Origin of the sequence: Brachybacterium sp. AOP24-D1-21 (genome assembly GCF_052378665.1) — a bacterium.
Classification (GTDB): domain Bacteria; phylum Actinomycetota; class Actinomycetes; order Actinomycetales; family Dermabacteraceae; genus Brachybacterium.
Map to the genome: position 1 here is coordinate 686,284 of NZ_JBQSXX010000001.1, position 17,870 is coordinate 704,153.

Sequence of the window (17,870 nt, forward strand, 5' to 3'; positions counted from 1 at the left end):
TCCCACCACATCGGGGCCCGCTCTCCCAGCGTTCTTCGCTCCCTTCGCACCTGCGCCGCACGTGTGCCGCAGGTCATCCGCAGAGGTCAAGTCACACCATGTCGAGGCCATCTGGGCCGCCCCGCAGGCCAAGGGCCGACAAATGCTTCTCTTCGGCCGGTTCACGTCTCTTCACGTGCGCGGGAGCCGCTCCTAGTGTTGATCTCGCATTCCCCGGGCTCTCCGGCTGTGGGCCCGCTCCCACAGGATCTCACCGCTCCCCGAGAGCCGCGTCGCGGAATGCACCAGACCACCAGCAGTACGCGAGAAGGACCAGACCCCATGGCACATCTGAACACGCACCGCGCAGTCGGCCGCGCTGTCACCCCGCTCACCGGCACCCACCGCGCGGCGCGCGCTCTCGGCGGCAGCGCCGTGCTCGGCACCGTCCTGGTCGGCGCCGCCTTCGCCGGCGGCACCTCCGCGATGGCGAACGACACCGCACTCGCCGGCGGCGATGAAGACCCCAGCGCCGCCCATTCGGCTCCCGCCGCTTCTGGCTCCGACTCCGGCAGCTCGTCCCAGAAGCTGCGCCAGGGCGATTCCGGCGAGGCCGTCGAGGCGCTGCAGTCCGCGCTGAACGCTCAAGGCGCAGAGCTGCCCGAGACCGGCTACTTCGGCTCCATGACCGTCGCCGCGGTCCAGGACTTCCAGGCCGCGAACGGCCTCCAGGTCGACGGCGTGGTGGGCCCCGAGACGCACGGCGCGCTCGGCGGCGCCCCCTCCTTCGGGGGCTCCTCCGCGGGCGCGCCGACCGCCGGTGCGACCACGGTCCCGACCTCCATCACCTCCGGGACCGGCAGCGCGATCGTCGACGCTGCCCGCTCCGCCGTCGGCACCCCCTACTCCTGGGGTGGCAGCTCGCTCGGCGGCATGGACTGCTCGGGCCTGGTGAACCACGCGTACGAGGCCGCCGGCATCGAGGTGCCGCGCACCAGCAGCCAGATCGCCGCCCAGGGCCGCAGCATCTCCCCGTCGGAGGCGCAGCCCGGCGACCTCGTCGTGTGGCCCGGCCACGTCGCAATCTACGCCGGCGACGGCCAGATCATCGACGCTTCCGGCTCGAAGCAGCAGGTCGTCGAGCGCGGTCTATGGGGCAACCCCACCGGGTTCGTCACCTACCGCTGATCCCGCCGTCGGTCCGCACGCCGACTCACCGAGGCCCGGTTCCGCCGCACGCGGGGCCGGGCCTCGCCCATGCCCCGCAGGAGGGGCCAGAGCGCTCAGCGGCGCAGACGGTGCTCCAGGGACGCCTTCACACCGCTCCACTCGTCGGCCAGGATCGAGTAGACGACGGTATGGCGCAGGGTGCCGTCAGGCATGATCCGGTGCGCGCGCAGGATCCCATCCTGCTGCGCGCCGAGTCGTTCGACGGCGCGGCGTGAGGCGATGTTCAAGTGGTGGACCCGGAACTCGACGCCGAGGCAGCCGAGCTCCTCGAAAGCATGGGTGAGCAGGGTCAGCTTTACTGCGGCGTTGATCCCGGTGCGGTGGATCGAGGCTGCCAGATAGGTGGTGCCGATCTCGAGGCGTCGGTCCCGCAGGGAGATGTTCAGGAAAGACGTGTGGCCGACCACCCGCTCGCTCGCCCGGTCGATCACGGCCCAGGAGGCCGTCGTCCCGGCGGTATCGGAGGCGCACTGCGCGGCAACGGCCTCCGCGACCCGCTCCGGAGCCGGGACATGGGGCGCGTAGGGGATCTTCCAGATCTCCCCGTCGGCCACCACGTCGCGCAGCCCGTCCACGTGCTGCTCGCCGAGCGGCTCGAGCCGCACCCGTGGGTTCTCGAGCGGAACGGGGCGGGGCTGAGGCATGGGGGCAGTGCTCGTCATCCCTCGATCATGCGGGTGAAGAGGCAATGGCGTCGATCCTTCCCGTATGCCGACACCGGTCTCGCGGCGCCGTGTTCGCAGTCCTGCTCGCGCGGCGCCCTGCTTGCGATCTCGTTCTCGCGACGTCATCTTCGCGATCTCCGTCGCGCCGCGTCACAAACCTTGGGAGTGGGCCAAGCGCTACTTATGCTCGGCTGCGTCCTCCTCGGAGGGCCCCCGCATTCCGCCCCCGACCTCTCCCCGCGTTCCCTGCGTTCACCCGCGGCGCGCGAACGACCTGGACGTCGACCCCACTTGAAAAGGTGCCCCACCGATGACTGAGACCCTTCACGAGGCAGCCTCCGCTGCGAGACCGGTCGACGGTTCCTTCGATGCCTCGGGGAACGACGCCGCTGCCCGGGGCTCCGCCTCTCGAGACGTGACGGACTGGGACGCCACGGACTGGGATGCGACGGCCTGGAATGCAGCGGCCTGGGATGCCCTGCTCACCGAAGCGGCCCGGCAGGTGCGGCAGCGCGAGACCGATCATGTCCTGCCCCGTGCACTGCTGGCACGGCTGCTCCAGCTCGGTTTCGGGCGAGTCCGGGTTCCGGCGGCGCACGGTGGGTTCGGGTGGTCGCTGCGCGAGACCTTCGAGCACCTCACCGACCTCGCCGCCGCCGACTCCCACCTGGCGCACCTCTTCCGCGGGCACTTCGTGCTGCTGGAGGAAGTAGCGCTGTTCGCGGAGCCCGCGGAGCGGGATCTCTGGTTCGCCCGCGCTGTGGCCGGGGACTTCATCGGCAACGCCCAGTCAGAGAAGTCCGAGACGCTCGACATCGCCACCACCCTCACTCGCGAGGGTGACCGGCTGGTGCTCAGCGGCACCAAGTACTACACGACCGGCAGCATCTACGCGGACTGGATCGACCTGCTCGCCACCACCGAGGACGGTGACGTGGTGCTGGTGACGGTCTCCACCGACCAGCCGGGCGTGGTCTGCGAGGACGACTGGGACGGGTTCGGCCAGCAGCTCACCGGCACCGGCACCACCCGTTTCATCGGCGCCCTGGTCGACCCCGCGCACGTGCGCGGCACCGACCGCTCCACTGTCGAGGGCCAGCTGCGGCAGGGACTGTTCCAGCTGGTCCTGCTCGCGGTGATCGCCGGGATCGGTCAGGCCGCGGTGAGCGAGTCCGTGACCTATGTCCAGGGGCGCCGCCGCCTGTTCGGTCGCCTGGGTGCCACCGAGGTCCGCGAGGACCCCCTTGTCCAGGACACCATCGGCTCCGCCTCCTCAGGGGCCTTCGCCGCCCGCACCCTGGTCCTGGCCGTCGCCGACCGCTGGGATCAGATCATCGAAGGTCATCGGCGGGGTGCCGCCTCGGAGGCGGACTTCCGGCAGGCCAAGCGCGATGTCTACCGGATCCAGGGCGAGATCGTCGACCGGGTGCTCACCCTGACCACAGATCTCTTCGAGGTCGGCGGCGCCTCGCAGGTGTCTACGCGCCACGGCTTCGACCGCTTCTGGCGACATGCTCGCACCGTCGCCTCCCACAACCCGATGAAGCAGCGGCGCCGGCTGATCGGCGCCTACGAGCTCGGAGTCGAAGAGAGCGCCGAGCAGTTCGGGGACGTCGCACCAGCGACTCCCGCTCCCCCTGCCACGCCCCGTGACCTGACCGCACCAGGAGCCCACCGATGAACGACGAGACCCGTCCCGCCGAGCACGACCCCGCCTCCCAGCGACTCGAGGAGGCCCTCGCCCGAGCCAGCTCCGAGGACGGCAGGATCCGTCGGCGACGCATGATCGGCGGCGGAATCGCCGCGGTCGCCGTGGTCGGTGCGGCCTCCGCCTGGGGCTTGGCCAGCCGTGGTGGGGCCGACGCCACCGCCTCGGGCAGCGCCACCGCCGGCAACGCCACCGGCAGCCCGGTGAGCGGGGGGACCCTCGTCTACCTCGACGCCGAGGCGAGCCGTTCCACCCAGCCGCAGGGCGCCGGGACCTGGCAGGACTCTGCCTACCTCGAGAACATCGCCGATCGCCTGATCTGGAAGGATCCCGCCACCGGCGAGCTGCAGCCCTACATCGCTGAGAGCTGGGAGATCTCCGCGGACGGCCTCACCTACACCTTCGCCGTCCGTGAGGGCGTGACCTATTCCGACGGCACGTCGCTGGACGCCGCGAGCGTGGCCCGGAACCTGCAATGGCAGGCCGCGGGCGATGACGCCAAGGGCATCCAGCCCTCGGCCCAGTGGCCGCAGCTCGAGGGGATCAGCGTCGCGGGCAGCACCGTCACGGTGACCCTGCTCGAGCCCTACGCCGAGTTCCTCGACGTGCTCTCGGGATGGGCCGCCGTGCTCGTCGCGGACGCCACGATCGATGCGCCTCTGGAGAGCCAGCAGCAGATCACCGGGATCATCGGCAGCGGCCCGTTCACCGTCGAGAGCGAGAAGTACGGCGAGAAGATCGTATTCGTGCGGCGGCAGGGCTACGACTGGGCCCCGCCGAGCCTCGCACATCAGGGCGAGGCGCGCCTCGAGCGCCTCGAGGTCCACGCCGTCACCGACGACACGGCCCGGCTGGGAACGCTCCGCTCCGGACAGGCCGATCTGATCCGCTACCTCCAGCCCGCCGACGAGCTCCAGCTCGCCGAGGATCCGTCCTTCCAGATCCTCTCCGCGCAGGGCATCGGCGCGACCAATCACTGGCAGCTGCGGGTCTCGATCCCCGCGCTGCAGGACGCGCGCGTGCGCCAGGCGCTCCAGGTCGGCATCGATCGCGCCTCCCTGGTCAGTGACCTGTACACCGAGAACTGGGCGGTCGCCCGGAGCGTGGTCACCGAAGACGCCTTCGGCTTCGTCGACCTCAGCACCCAGCTCACCTACGACCCGGTGAAGGCCGCTGCACTGCTCGATGAGGCAGGATTCTCGGATCTCGACAGCGAGGGCTATCGCCGCCGGGACGGCGAGCGCCTGTCGCTGGTCACCGTCATCGATGTCTACGACTCGACTGCCAAGCCGCTGTACCAGCTGGTCCAGGCCCAGCTCAAGGAGCTCGGTGTCGAGCTGTCGCTGCGCGACGCGGACTATTCCCAGGTCTCCGAGGCCTACGCCGCCCCCGACGTCGCCACGGTCCGCTCCGGCTGGCCCTATCCGGCGACCTGGGCGACGCTGCGCACTCAGTGGGCGGCCGACGGCACCGACGCCTTCTCCCTCGACGGCGCCGATCCGACCCTCGATGAGCTGCTCACTGAGCAGGCCACTGCGACGGACCCCGCCGAGCGGTCCGCCCTGCTGGCGGAGCTGCAGCACCACGTCATCGAGAACGCCTATGTCCTCCCCCTGCTCAAGGACTCCCAGATCTTCGCCGCGCAGAGCGATGTGCAGGACTTCTCCTGGAGCGCCGAGGCGCGACCGCTGTTCTACGCCACGTGGCTCGATCGACCGTGACCCCGTGAGGAGAACCCCCACCATGCGCTCCCGCTATCTCATCACCCGGATCCTCCAGGCCATGCTGGTCGTGGCCATCACCTACCTGCTCACCTACTGGGTGCTGTTCGCCCTGCCGGGCGATCCGGTCGCCAACCGCCTCGACAACCCCCAGAACCCGATCCCGCCCGGGCAGGCGAAGGCGATCATCGAGTACTACAACCTCGATCAGCCTGCCCTGCTGCAGTTCCTCATCACGGTTGGGCGCCTGTTCCAGGGCGATCTCGGCTATTCGCTGGGGACCGGCCGCGCCGTGAGCGACATGGTGATGCAGGGGCTCGGCTCGACGCTGCTGCTCGCCCTCGCGGCGCTGGTCGTCGCCGCAGTGATCGCGGCCTCGGTGGGGCTGCTCGCGGTCTTCGCCCCCTGGGAGCCGGTGCGCGGCCTCGCCCGCCTGGTGCCGGCGCTGTCCCTGGCCACGCCCAGCTTCCTGATCGGTCTGCTGCTGCTGCAGATCTTCTCCTACCAGCTCGGCTGGGTCTCGTCTCTGGACACGGAGAGTCTGTCCAGCCTGATCCTCCCCGCGCTGACCCTCGGCATCGCCGCCAGCCCCTCGATCACCCAGGTGCTCATCCAGGGGCTGACCGAGGCGAATGGGAGGCCCTTCGTCCGGGTGCTCCGCTCACGGGGCCTGTCCCAGGGGTCGATCGCCGCCCGGCATGTCATCCGCAACGGGTCGATCCCGGCGCTGACCCTGCTGGCCCTGACGATCGCGGATCTCATCGCCGGCTCCGTGATCGTGGAATCGGTCTTCCACCGCGCAGGGCTCGGATATGTCACCGAGCAGGCGGTGCGCTCGCAGGACGGACCCATCGTGCTCGCCGTGGTGCTACTGGTCTCCTCGCTGTACTCGCTGATCAACCTCGCCACGGACCTGCTGTACCCGGTGATCGACCCCCGGATCAGCATCACAGAGTCCCGCCTGGGAGCCGACGCCCGGGCCACTCGCTCTGCCCAGCCCGCCCAGCCCGACCGGCCTGCTCGCTCTGCCGAGCCCGCCCAGCCCGTCCTGACCGAAGGAGCGTGACCCCGTGACGAGCATCCACTCCCCGACGGTACCCTCGACACGTCCTGCGCCACCCCGCGCCTCCCGTGGCCTGGCTTCCCGGGCTCGGATCTCCCCCGGTCTGGCCTCTCTCGGCGTCGTCGACATCGCGGCGATGCTGCTGCTGGCGCTGCTGGTCATCGCGGTCCTCGCACCCGCTCTGCTCGCCCCTGGCGACCCGCTCAGCGCTGCGACCGCGCAGGCTCTGGATGGCCCCTCGCTCACCCACTGGCTGGGCACGGACTACCTCGGCCGCGACCTCTACACCCGGATCGTCCACGGGGCGCGGACCTCGCTCAGCGCCTCTGCCGTCGCCGTCGCGGTGGGTCTTGCGGGCGGTCTCGCCCTCGGCATCATCTCGGGCTACCTGGGCGGCTGGGTCGATGCGGTGGTCAGCCGACTGATCGATGTGCTGCTGTCCGTGCCGGGCCTGCTGCTGTCGATGGTGATCATCGTGGCCCTGGGCTTCGGAGCAATCAATGCCGCGATCGCCGTGGGCATCTCCTCGATCGCGAGCTTCGCCCGGGTGACCCGCGCGGAGGTCCTCACCGTGCGCACCTCCTCCTATGTCGAGGCGGCGCAGCATCAGGGCTCCTCGCGCTCGCGCACCCTGGTCCATCACATCCTGCCCAACGCGGTGGGCCCGGTCGCCTCGCTGATCCCGCTGCAGTTCGGCGGCTCGATCGTCTGGATCTCCTCGTTGAGCTTCCTGGGCTTCGGCGCCGTGCCCCCGCACCCGGAGTGGGGGCTGCTGGTGGCCGAGGGCCGTCAGTACCTGCTCTCCGCCCCTTGGCTGCTCCTCGCTCCGGGAGCGGTCATCGTCATCACCGTGCTCGCGGCATCCCATCTGCAGGGTGTCCTGGGAAGGATCCGGAGGACCACCGCATGACCACCCATCACCTCGATCTCGATCTCACGCTCCCCGCCGCCGTGGCGACCACGGCCACTGCGCGTCCCACGAACGCTGCGCCGCCCGCGGTCACTGCACCGCCCGCGATCTCGGTGGATTCCCTGAGCATCGGCTACTCGAGCGGTGGCCGCATCGTCCCCACGGTCATCGAGGCGTCCTTCGACGTCCCCACCGGCAGCACCACCGCGCTGGTCGGTGAATCAGGGTCGGGCAAGACCACGATCGCCTCCGCGATCAGCGGTCTGCTCGCGGACAATGCACGCTGGCTGACCGGCGGCGTCCACCTGCTCGGCCAGGACGTCTCCCGCCTCGGCGAGCGCGGCTGGCAGGCGGTGCGGGGCAGCATTCTGGGGTATGTGCCGCAGGATCCGCTGGGCTCGTTGGACCCGCTGCAGACCGTCGGAGGGCATGTCGCCGAGTCGGTGCGCCAGGCCCGCGATGTTCCCCCGCGGGAGGCGCGACGAATCGCCCGGGAGCTGCTGGAGACCGTGCACATCGCCGATGCGGAGCGGAAGCTCGCGGCATATCCGCATGAGCTCTCCGGCGGCCAGCTCCAGCGCGTCCTGATCGCCGGTGCCCTCGCCGGGAACCCCAGCGTGCTGATCGCCGACGAGCCCACCTCAGCCCTCGACGTCACGGTGCAGAAGCGGGTGCTGGACCTCCTCGAAGAGCTGCGCGACGAGCTGTCCCTGTCGGTGCTGCTGATCACCCATGACCTGTCCCTCGCCGCGGAGCGCAGCGATCGGGTGGTCGTGCTGCAGCACGGCCGCGTCGTCGAACAGGGCTCCTCCGCGCAGGTGGTCGCGAGCCCGTCAGCCCCCTACACGCTGCAGCTGTTCCGCGACGTCCCCGCGATGACGCCGCAGAAGTACGCGGCGGCGCGAGCCACGCTGCAGACCCGGCGGGAGAGCCTCGAGAGCGAGCCCGCGGTGCAGGTCACCGCGCTGGCGAAGTCCTTCGACGGCGTCCACCGGGTGCTCGAGGAGGTCGACGTCACGGTGCGGCGCGGCGAGATCCATGCGCTGGTCGGAGAGTCGGGATCCGGGAAGACCACCCTCGCCCGGATCATCGCCGGGCTGACTGCTTTCGACACCGGCACGGTGGAGGTCTCGGGAACGCCGCGGCCGCGCATTCCCGCCGCCGTCAACCCCGATCCGTCCGCGCTCCAGCTGGTGTACCAGAACCCGCTGGCCGCGCTCGATCCGCGCCGTCGCGTAGTCGACCTGGTCGCAGAACCCCTGCGCATCGGCGGGACCGCGAAGGCGGAGGCGCGTTCCCGCGCCCAGGCGCTGCTGCGACAGGTCGGGATCGCCGAGGAGACCGCGGCGCGGCATATCGGCCGGCTCTCCGGCGGCCAGCGTCAGCGCGTCGCGATCGCTCGGGCGCTGATCCTCTCCCCGTCCACGCTGGTGCTGGACGAGCCCACCTCCGCGCTCGACGTCACCGTGCAGGCGCAGATCATCGATCTGCTCTTCGCGCTGCGCGCCGAGGATCCGGCGCTGACGATGCTGTTCATCTCCCACGACCTGAGCCTGGTGCGACAGATCTCCGATTCGATGACGGTCCTGCAACGGGGCCGGGTCGTGGACCAGGGCCCGGCCGCGGAGGTCTTCGCCGCGCCCTGCTCCGCGTACACGCGTGAGCTGATCGACGCGATCCCCCGGGCGCCGAGGGCCAGGGAGTGACCGAATATCAGCCGGTGATCCCGGTGCGGTGCTTCTCGATCGCCATCTCGTAGTAGCGCAGCAGGTCATCGGAGGCGTTCTCCCAGGAGAACTTCTCCGCCTCGGCGCGGGCAGCCTCGCGGATGCGCCCGCGCAGCACCCCGTCGCCGAGCCGGACCAGCGCCGCGTCCAGGCTCGCCTCGTCCCCGGAGTCGAACAGCAGCCCGTCCACCCCGTCGGTGACCTGTTCCATCGTCGGCCCCGAGCGGGCGGCGACCACGGGGAGCCCGGAGGCCATCCCCTCGAGGATCACCAGGCCCAGCGTCTCGGTGACCGAGGGGAAGATGAATCCGTCGGCGCTCGCGAAGGCGCCCGCGAGCTCCTCGCCCTCCATGAATCCGGGGAACAGCGTCGAGGTGCCGGCGAAGAGCTGCTCGAGCTCGCGCCGGTACGGGCCGTCCCCGACGATCGCGAGCGCCACGTCCTCGCGTCGTTCCATCATCGGTCGCAGCGTGTGGATCTCCTTCTCCGCAGCGAGGCGGCCCACGAACACCAGGAGCTTCTTCTCCGGGTGCCCCTGGGTGAGGCGCTCCCGCATCTCCGCGGAGGCGAAGCGGGGATGGAACGCTTGCGTGTCCACGCCGCGGCGCACCACGTGAAGATTCTGGATGCCCTGGGTCGCGAGCTCGGCGCGCATCGTCTCCGAGGTGGCGATGTTGATGTCCGCGAGCGCGTGGTTGCGCCGGATCTGCCACCACACGGGGCGCTTGCCCCAGCGGTAGGCCCGGTAGAGGTCCAGGTAGCGCGGGATATGCGTGTGATAGCTCGCGACCAGCGGGATCCGCTGCCGATGCGCGGCGAAGGCCCCCGAGGAGGCCAGCAGCAACGGCTGGGCGGCGTGGACCACATCCGGGTGGAAGCCGCGGATGATGCCGTCCACGGTGGGGTTCGGCAGAGTGAACCGGCGGTGCTTGTAGAACGGCAGGGTCACGGGCTTGACCCCCACCACCCGCGCCCCATGATGCTCGGTGACACCGAGGTCGGGCGCGATGACCATGACCTCGTGGCCGAGCTCGGTCATCCGCTCGACGGCGTGGCGGAGCCTGGTCACCACGCCGTCGACCGACGGCAGGAAGGTCTCCGTGACGATCGCGATCTTCACGGGCTGCGGGTCACTTCCAGGTGACGGTGGGCATGACCAGCTCGCGCTTGACCCGGTCGGTGTTGTTCATCGCGACCTTGAGGACCTCGGTGAGGTGCTCGTCGGTCAGCAGGTGCGGCTCCAGACCCAGCGAGAGCAGGCTGGTGTTGACGGCGTTGTAGTAGTGGTCGTACTTCTCCACGCGCGGGTTCTCCATGCTGGAGACGGTCACCTCGTTGCCGAGGTCCGCCGCGACCTTCTGCACCTTCTCGGCCAGCTCCTTGACGGAGAACTGCTCGGTGAACTGGTTGTAGACGCGGAACTCGCCGACGTCCGCCGGGTTCTCGCAGGCCAGCTCGATGCAGCGCACGGTGTCCTGGATGTCCAGGTAACCGCGGGTCTGGGAGCCGTTGCCGTAGACGGTGAGATCATGGCCGATGGCCGCCTGGACGATGAAGCGGTTCAGCGCGGTGCCGAACACGGCGTCGTAGTCGAAGCGGTTGACCAGGCGCGGGTCCAGGCGCGTCTCGGCGGTCTCCAGGCCGTAGACCACGCCCTGGTTCAGATCGGTGGCGCGGATGCCCCAGATCTTGCAGGCGAACATGATGTTGTCGCTGTCATGCACCTTGGTGAGGTGGTAGAACGAGCCGGGCTGCTTGGGATAGGGCAGGCGGTCCTTGCGGCCCTTGTGCTCGACCTCGAGCCAGCCCTCTTCGATGTCGATGTTCGGCTGGCCGTACTCGCCCATGGTGCCGAGCTTGACGAGGTGGCAGTCGGGGGCGAAGTCCTTGATCGCCCAGAGCACGTTCAGGGTGCCCTCGATGTTGTTGCGGTGGTTCTCGATCGCATGGGCGCGATCGATCATCGAGTAGGGCGCGGAGCGGTGCTCGGCGAAGTGCACGAACGCCTCGGGCTGGACGTCCCGGATGACGGCGGCGGTGGCGTCATAGTCGGTGAGGTCCACGATCCGGGCGGCGATGTCCTTCCCGGACACCTCCTTCCAGACCTCGACCCGCTCCTGGAGCGGGAGGATCGGAGTCACGGAGTTCGAGCCCAGCTCCACATCGATCTCGCGGCGCACCAGGTTGTCCACAATGGTGACGTCGTGGCCCTTCTGCGAGAGGTACAGGGCAGTGGGCCAGCCGCAGAATCCATCTCCACCGGCGACGACGATCTTCATCTCGTGAGTCCTCCATCAGGTCAAAGTCCCGGCGTGCGAAGGACGACGCAGCCGGATTGTGCACTTCCGTGTCCACCCATAACGTAGTGCAGGTCGGGCACCGCTCAAAGACGCGGGGACCCGGCCTGAACCGCGGAGGAACGGACCATGAACAACGCACTGGACGAGAGCGCGACACGCCGCGCTCCCGTGGCCGGATCCACTGTATCGCCCGCACCCGAGCGGACGCCGAGTGCTCCACGGCCTCTCGCCGCACCGCGCTCCACCACCTCCCTTCCCACCGCACCCACCGCACCTCGGCCGCTGCCGGACACCGCCCGCCGGGTGCTGGTGATGGGCATCGTGAACCGCACCCGTGATTCCTTCTTCGACGAGGGCCGCACCTGGGCTCTGGAGGCCGCGGTGGCCGCCGGGCTCGAGGCCGCCGGCGCCGGCGCGGACCTGATCGACGTGGGCGGGGTGAAGTTCGCCCCCGGGGACCCGGTGCCGGCGCCGGAGGAGATCGAGCGGGTGGTCCCGGTGATCGCCGCGCTGCGCGATGAGCTGCCCGAGCACGTGCTGCTGTCGGTGGACACCTTCGACGCCGAGGTGGCTCGGGCCGCGATCGAGGCCGGGGCAGACCTCATCAACGACACCACCGGGCTCTCGGATCCACGGATGGCCGCCACGGTCGCCGAGACCGGAGCCTCCCTGGTGATCACCCATTCCGTGGCACAGCCCCGTCAGCCCCTCCCCCGGCCGCATTACGACGACGTGGTCACCGAGGTGCGAGACTTCCTCGCCGCACGTCTCCAGCGCGCGCTCGAGGCCGGGATCCCCCGCTCGCGAGTGGTGCTCGATCCCGGGCCGGACCTGAACAAGAACACCCTGCAGACCCTCGAGCTGTTGCGCGGCTTCGAGCAGTACTCCTCGCTCGGCCTGCCGATGCTGGCGGCGCTGTCACGCAAGGACTTCGTGGGCGAGTCGCTGGGCCTGACCAAGGAGCACCGCCTGGAGGGCTCGCTCGCAGCCGCGGCGTGGACCATCCACCACGGCGCCCGGATCCTGCGGGTGCACGACGTGGAGGCCACGGTGCGCCTGGTGCGCATGCTCGAAGTGCTCGCCGGCTGGCGCGACCCGGCCGGGCCGCTGGTCCACAACACCTGACCCGGCGGTCCGGTTCAGCCCGGGTCCTGCTCCCGCCCGGTCCTACTCCCGCCCCGGCCCAGATCCCGCCCTGCCCAGCTCCCGCCACGTCCCAGCTCCCGCCACGCCCCAAAAAGTACCGCTGATATGGGACCTTTCGTCACGCGGCATCCGGCGCCCCTCCTGTTATGTCGCAGGACATCGGTGACAGTTCTGTATCAGGACATCGGTGACACTTCCGTGGCTCTTGGTGGTGACACTTCGCCGGTAAAAATGGGCGGTGAGCAGAAACGAGCCCGTCGATCCCACTGTCCGCCTGGCCATCTCGCGGTGGCCTGATGACGCGCCGCGTGGGTCGGTGAGCACGTTCTGCGTCGAGCACGGCATCTCGCGCAAGACGTTCTACGTCCTCCGTGCTCGCGCCCGCGTCGATGGGCCCGCGGCCGTGCTCGAGCCCCGCACCAAACGACCACATACCTCCCCGGGCCAGCTCGATGAAGAGGTCAAGGACCAGGCTGTTCAGGTCCGCGCCGCACTCGAAGCGTCTGGGCTGGATCACGGTCCGATCAGCGTCCACGACCGGATGAAAGCGATGGGACTTGAAGCGCCATCGATCGCGGCCCTGGCACGGATCTTCCGCGAACGAGGCGTGGCTCGACTGGAGCCGAGGAAGCGGCCTCGCGCGTCCTGGCGGCGGTTCGTCTATCCGGCACCGAACGCGTGCTGGCAGCTGGATGCGACCCAGTACGTCCTCACCAACGGCCGGACCTGCGTGATCTTCCAGCTCCAGGACGATCATTCGCGCCTCGCGGTCGCCTCTCACGTGGCGGGCAGCGAGACCGCTGAAGCAGCGATCGCGGTGTTCAACAAGGGCACCGCGCGTTGCGGAACTCCACAGCGTCTGCTCACCGACAACGGAGCCGCGCTGAACCCCACGCGCCGTGGGATGAAGGGCCAGCTCGTCATCCACGTGACCGCGCTGGGAGTCGAGGCGATCACCGGGAAGCCCTACAAGCCGACCACGCAGGGCAAGAACGAACGATTCCACCAGACCTTGTTCCGCTGGCTGGACAAGCAGCCCATCGCGGGAAGCATCGAAGAGCTCCAAGCACAGGTCGACGAGTTCGACGTCATCTATAACGAGCAACGCCCTCACCAGGGACTTCCCGGACGGATCACACCACGCCAAGCCTGGGACGCGACTGAGCCGGCACCGTCTCCCCGGCCTGTCGTGGAGCCCAGCCTGATCATCGAGTCCGTCGGGGACAGCAAGAAGCGTTCCCGGAAGCTCCCCCGGGAGCGGGTCATCCAGACCGGTGAACGAACACGGGTGGTGAACAACAACGGCACGATCACCCTCCACGGCGTCGCGTTCCAGGTCTCCTACCCTCATGCCCAGCAGGAAGTGCACGTCCTCGTCGAACAGGCCAGCGTCACGTTCGTCGACCTTCACGGCGAGATCCTGGCCGAGCACGCTTGGCCCCCGCTCGGCATCCGATACGCCTCCAAGCACACGGGTCAACGGAGCGGCAAACGCCGAGGCCGGCCACCGAAGAACCCCGAACCGTCACCGATGTCCTGAGACATCAACTGTCACCGATGTCCTGATACAGAACTGTCACCGAAGTCCTGAGACATCACAATCCGGCGCCCCTCCGCGACGCCGAGAAAAGTGCCAAATTATGGAACTTTTCGCAACGTAGCCAACGGGAGCGGACGGGGCAGCCGATCGGGGAGCGGCTCGACGGGGTGGAGCGCGCCGACGGGGTACGCGGCACCACCGAGCCCCCTGAGCCCCGTCAGCCCCCGTGCGCTGTGAGCACGGCGTCGGCCAGGCGGGGCATCACCTCTCGGTGGGCGTCGCAGAAGTCGTGGGAGGTGCCGACCACCAGCGCGAGCCCGGCGACGGGGTCCACCCAGAAGGCGGTGCCGCGCATGCCGAAGTGGCCCACGGTGGCCTCGCTGTTGCCGGTGCCGGTCCAGTGGGGGGACTTGGCGCCGCGCACCTCGAGGCCGAGCCCGAACGGGTTGGGGGTCTGCTTGCCGAAGCCGGGCATGATCCCCACCAGCTCGGGGAACTGCACGCCGGTGAGCTCGGCGAACCAGCGGGGCTCCAGCAGTGTGGGCTGCAGCAGCTCGGCGGCGAAGAGGGCGAGGTCGGTGAGGGAGCCATGGGCGCCGACGGAGGCCGAGCCGCTCCATTGCAGGGAGCCCATCCCGAGCGGTTCGGCGATGCGCTCCTGGATCCAGTCGCCGTAGTCGCGGCCGAGCGCCCGCTCGATGTGTCGTGCGGCCTCGTCGATGCCGTAGTTGGAGTAGTGACGGCGCAGGCCGGGGGCCTGCAGCGTGCTCTCGGACTCGTAGAAGTAGCCCGAGGCGTGGGCGAGCAGGTGGCGCAGCGTCGCGCCGGGAGGGCCCGCCGGGTCCTCGAGATCCACCGACCCCTGCTGCAGCGCCAGGGCGGCGCCGCAGCCGGTGAGCGCCTTGGTGACTGAGCGCCATGGGCGCAGCCTCTGGACGTCGCCGCGCCGTTCCCGCTCCCCCTCCCGGCCGAGCACGATGGCTGCGGCCTCGAAGCCGAAATCGTCGAGCAGGTCCAGGGCGCTCATCGCGCGGTCCCGCTCCCGTCGCCCCAGTGCGCGAGGATCTGATCGGTGAGGCCGGGCCAGATCCGCACGTGATCGGGACCGAACGGCTGCGCGCCGAGGAAGGCTGCGGTGAGTCCGGCTGCCGGGTCCACCCAGAGGAAGGAGCCGGACTGGCCGAAGTGCCCGAAGGTCTCCGGCGAGGAGTGCGCGCCGGTCCAGTGCGGATTCTTCCGGCCGCGGATCTCGAAGCCCAAGCCCCAGTCGTTGGGCTTCTGCCGCCCGTAGCCGGGGAGGATTCCCGCCAGCCCCGGGAACTGGACCGCAGTCGCCTCGCGCCAGAGGTCCTCGGGGATCAACGTGGGCGCGAGCAGCTCCCGTCCCACGGCCAGCAGGTCGCGGATCGAGCCGCGGTAGCCGGCGGCCGGCGAGCCGGTGACCTCGAGGTCGGTGAGGTCGAGCCCTGCGACGACGGTCTGCTCCATCCAGTCGGCGTAGTCGTAGCCGGTGGCCTCCTCGAGGTGCGCGGCGAGCACCTCGAAGCCGGTGTTGGAGTAGATGCGGCGGGCGCCGACAGCGCCGACGGTCTCGTCGCCGTCGAAGGCGTAGCCGGCGGTGTGGGCGAGCAGGTGGCGCACGCTCGCTCCCTCCGGGCCAGCGGGCTCGTCGAGGTCGACGAGGCCGCGGTCCACTGCGATCAGGGCCCCGATCGCGGCCAGCGGCTTGGAGACGCTCGCCAGGTCCCAGACCTGCGCGTCATCGCCTTGGAGATGCAGGGTGCGCTCGGCGTCGGACACCCCCACCGCATGCGCGAAGTCGATGTCGACGGGGATCTCGGGCTGGGTCTCGGTCTCCACGCGCTCAAATATGGCACATCCGAACATGGCACATCCGCCTCGAGCTGTCCGCCTCGAGACGTCCGGGCGGTGCCGCCGAGGGGCCACGCCCCGTCAGCAGTCCAGAAGCCCCCGCCTCCTTCGATGCCATTTCGTGACGTGACCGTTTTGTCGCCCCGACCAGGAGTGCTATCGATTGCTCCCGGGAAACCTCAGGAGCTGCAGCTTTTTCCTCTTGTTTACCTGTTCTTGGCGTGCACATGATGTAGCCGATCGCTCACCGACGAGCATCCCGGACCCACGGTTCGCCGAACCGCCGGCACCTGCATGAGGGGGAAGAATGAATCACCTGGACATCACCCGGAGACCGGAGCGCGCCACCGGCGCGCTGCTGCCCATCGCTGCACCGTCCCGGCGCGCCCTGCTGCTCGGGGTGGGCACACTGGGTGCCGGGCTGGCACTGGGCACCGGCGCCGCGGACGCCGCTCCGCCCACGCTCCGCAGAGGCAGTCGGGGATCTGCCGTCAGCTCGCTGCAGCGGAGGCTGAACGACCTGAAATACTGGGCCGGCACAGCCGATGGCAGCTTCGGCCACCTGACAGAGCAGGCGGTGTTCGCGCTGCAGAAGGCGGCAGGTCTGGGGAAGGACGGAGTCGTGGGTCCGAAGACATATCGGGCGCTCGATGCCGGCACCCGGCCCTCACGCAGGATCACCACCGGCGTGGGCTTCGAGGTCGATCTGAAGAAGCAGATCATCATCGCCACCACCGGCGGCTCACTGGCCTACATCCTCAACACCTCCACCGGCAGCGGCGAGCGCTACTACTCCGGGGGTCGGTGGAAGACGGCGACCACTCCGCGAGGAGACTTCTCGATGTACAGCCTGTACAGCAGGGGCTGGCAGAACGGTCCGCTGGGCAACCTCTACCGCCCCGGCTACTACGACCGCGGCTGGGCGATCCACGGCTCGACCTCGATCCCCACCTACCCGGCCTCGCACGGCTGCTGCCGGATCTCCGTCGACGCGTCGGACATGCTGTGGCAGCGCTCCTGGTTCATCAAGGGGCGCCGCGTGCTCGTCTACTGAAGCGCAGCCGAGCCGGACTGCTGAACCGGCCGGGGAGGGGTGGCGCCGCCGTCCCTCCCCTCCAGGGTCGCGCCTCTTCACGAGCCCTGCACGATTTCCTCGCCGCTCCCGCGCCCGGCGGTCCCGGCAGGGACCTGCTCTCGCGATACGATCGGGTGGCGAGCAGCCTCATCGACCCACTTCGTCGATCGGCGCTCGCCCATCTGTCAGCCACTGCGAGAGCGAAGGACCACCGTGGGGATCTTGGATCGGATCGAGCGCGGCCTCGATCGCGGCGTGACGAGCGTCTTCTCGCCCGGCCGCGGCCAGCTGAAGCCGCTCGACCTGGCACAGGGGCTCAAGCGAGAGTGCGATGACCAGATCCAGGTGCTCGACCGCGCCCGGACCCTCGCCCCCAACGTCTACACGATCTACCTGCACTCCCAGGACTACGACCGCTTCGACTCCTGGCAGGACACCCTCCTCGACGAGCTGCAGCGGGTCCTCACCGAGCATGCCGACAAGCAGCGCTATATGTTCGTCGGCGGGGTCTCGATCGAACTGGCACGCGACGACGAGGTGCGCACCGGCCGGTTCGAGACCGAATCCCGCACCGAGCGCGGCAGCGTGGCCCCGGCCACCGGTGCCGCGCAGGCGGGGGCCGGCGGCAGCCCGATCATCGAGATCGACGGGCAGCAGTACCTGCTGACCGGCCCGGTCACCGTGATCGGTCGCGGCGGCGATGCGGACATCATCCTCGAGGACACCGGGGTCTCCCGCCATCACCTCGAGCTGCGCGCCGAGGCGGATTCCACCCTGATCGCCACCGACCTGGGCTCCACCAACGGCACCTTCGTCGACGGCGAGCGGATCCGCACGCCCGTCGCCCTCCATGACCGCTCGCTGCTGAAGATCGGCCGCACCCGCCTGACCGTGCTGCTCCCCGCTGCCGGCCCGGTCAGCTGGTGAACGCCCT

The 17,870-nt window shown here is 69.7% G+C and carries 15 protein-coding genes; 10 read left to right on the plus strand and 5 right to left on the minus strand.

Going from position 1 to position 17,870, the window contains the following annotated elements:
• Positions 1–321 precede the first annotated feature (321 nt).
• On the plus strand, positions 322–1,167 hold the full coding sequence (locus tag ACT3UF_RS03190; RefSeq protein WP_444605891.1) for a C40 family peptidase: 846 nt from the start codon (positions 322–324) through the stop codon (positions 1,165–1,167).
• Positions 1,168–1,262: 95 nt separating this feature from the next.
• Here ACT3UF_RS03190 and ACT3UF_RS03195 read toward each other — a convergent pair whose 3' ends face one another.
• Positions 1,263–1,871 (minus strand): GNAT family N-acetyltransferase, encoded by a 609-nt coding sequence (locus tag ACT3UF_RS03195; protein ID WP_444502212.1) that lies wholly within the window; start codon positions 1,869–1,871, stop codon positions 1,263–1,265.
• A gap of 313 nt (positions 1,872–2,184) precedes the next feature.
• Here ACT3UF_RS03195 and ACT3UF_RS03200 point away from each other — a divergent pair, with 313 nt between their 5' ends.
• The 5 genes from ACT3UF_RS03200 to ACT3UF_RS03220 are packed head-to-tail and all read left to right on the plus strand — an operon-like array spanning position 2,185 to position 8,982.
• On the plus strand, positions 2,185–3,555 hold the full coding sequence (locus ACT3UF_RS03200) for an acyl-CoA dehydrogenase family protein (RefSeq protein WP_442332030.1): 1,371 nt from the start codon (positions 2,185–2,187) through the stop codon (positions 3,553–3,555).
• Positions 3,552–5,303, plus strand: coding sequence for an ABC transporter substrate-binding protein (locus tag ACT3UF_RS03205; RefSeq protein ID WP_442332029.1), 1,752 nt, complete (start codon positions 3,552–3,554; stop codon positions 5,301–5,303). Before ACT3UF_RS03200 ends, ACT3UF_RS03205 begins: the two co-directional genes overlap by 4 nt.
• A gap of 4 nt (positions 5,304–5,307) precedes the next feature.
• Positions 5,308–6,369: an ABC transporter permease gene (locus tag ACT3UF_RS03210; protein WP_442332028.1), complete on the plus strand. Its 1,062-nt coding sequence runs from the start codon at positions 5,308–5,310 to the stop codon at positions 6,367–6,369.
• Positions 6,370–6,373: 4 nt separating this feature from the next.
• The gene (locus tag ACT3UF_RS03215; RefSeq protein WP_444502213.1) at positions 6,374–7,276 is read left to right on the plus strand and encodes an ABC transporter permease; all 903 of its coding nucleotides are present in this window, start codon (positions 6,374–6,376) and stop codon (positions 7,274–7,276) included.
• Positions 7,273–8,982, plus strand: coding sequence for an ATP-binding cassette domain-containing protein (locus ACT3UF_RS03220; protein ID WP_442332026.1), 1,710 nt, complete (start codon positions 7,273–7,275; stop codon positions 8,980–8,982). Before ACT3UF_RS03215 ends, ACT3UF_RS03220 begins: the two co-directional genes overlap by 4 nt.
• A 7-nt stretch (positions 8,983–8,989) precedes the next feature.
• On the opposite strand, the gene ACT3UF_RS03225 is transcribed toward ACT3UF_RS03220, so the two are convergent.
• Together ACT3UF_RS03225 and ACT3UF_RS03230 are read right to left on the minus strand one after the other, a co-directional pair.
• A complete protein-coding gene (locus tag ACT3UF_RS03225; RefSeq protein ID WP_444502214.1) occupies positions 8,990–10,123 on the minus strand; it encodes a glycosyltransferase in 1,134 nt (377 codons plus the stop codon).
• A 10-nt stretch (positions 10,124–10,133) separates the two neighbouring features.
• The gene (locus ACT3UF_RS03230) at positions 10,134–11,282 is read right to left on the minus strand and encodes an NAD-dependent epimerase/dehydratase family protein (RefSeq protein WP_441443625.1); all 1,149 of its coding nucleotides are present in this window, start codon (positions 11,280–11,282) and stop codon (positions 10,134–10,136) included.
• A 147-nt stretch (positions 11,283–11,429) separates the two neighbouring features.
• Here ACT3UF_RS03230 and folP point away from each other — a divergent pair, with 147 nt between their 5' ends.
• Together folP and ACT3UF_RS03240 are read left to right on the plus strand one after the other, a co-directional pair.
• The gene (gene folP, locus ACT3UF_RS03235; RefSeq protein WP_442332025.1) at positions 11,430–12,428 is read left to right on the plus strand and encodes a dihydropteroate synthase; all 999 of its coding nucleotides are present in this window, start codon (positions 11,430–11,432) and stop codon (positions 12,426–12,428) included.
• Positions 12,429–12,687: 259 nt separating this feature from the next.
• Positions 12,688–13,989 carry an integrase core domain-containing protein gene (locus ACT3UF_RS03240; protein WP_158541900.1) on the plus strand — a complete coding sequence of 434 codons (1,302 nt, stop codon included), beginning with the start codon at positions 12,688–12,690 and terminating at the stop codon, positions 13,987–13,989.
• Between the two features lie 217 nt (positions 13,990–14,206).
• On the opposite strand, the gene ACT3UF_RS03245 is transcribed toward ACT3UF_RS03240, so the two are convergent.
• The gene (locus tag ACT3UF_RS03245) at positions 14,207–15,016 is read right to left on the minus strand and encodes a serine hydrolase domain-containing protein (protein WP_441443623.1); all 810 of its coding nucleotides are present in this window, start codon (positions 15,014–15,016) and stop codon (positions 14,207–14,209) included.
• Positions 15,013–15,876: a serine hydrolase domain-containing protein gene (locus tag ACT3UF_RS03250; RefSeq protein ID WP_441443622.1), complete on the minus strand. Its 864-nt coding sequence runs from the start codon at positions 15,874–15,876 to the stop codon at positions 15,013–15,015. Before ACT3UF_RS03250 ends, ACT3UF_RS03245 begins: the two co-directional genes overlap by 4 nt.
• Before the next feature lie 292 nt (positions 15,877–16,168).
• On the opposite strand from ACT3UF_RS03250, the gene ACT3UF_RS03255 reads away from it, so the two are divergent.
• Together ACT3UF_RS03255 and ACT3UF_RS03260 are read left to right on the plus strand one after the other, a co-directional pair.
• Positions 16,169–16,915 (plus strand): L,D-transpeptidase family protein, encoded by a 747-nt coding sequence (locus tag ACT3UF_RS03255; RefSeq protein WP_444502334.1) that lies wholly within the window; start codon positions 16,169–16,171, stop codon positions 16,913–16,915.
• A gap of 234 nt (positions 16,916–17,149) precedes the next feature.
• Positions 17,150–17,863, plus strand: a complete 714-nt coding sequence (locus tag ACT3UF_RS03260; protein ID WP_444502335.1) for an FhaA domain-containing protein — start codon at positions 17,150–17,152, stop codon at positions 17,861–17,863.
• The last annotated feature ends 7 nt before the right edge of the window (positions 17,864–17,870 follow it).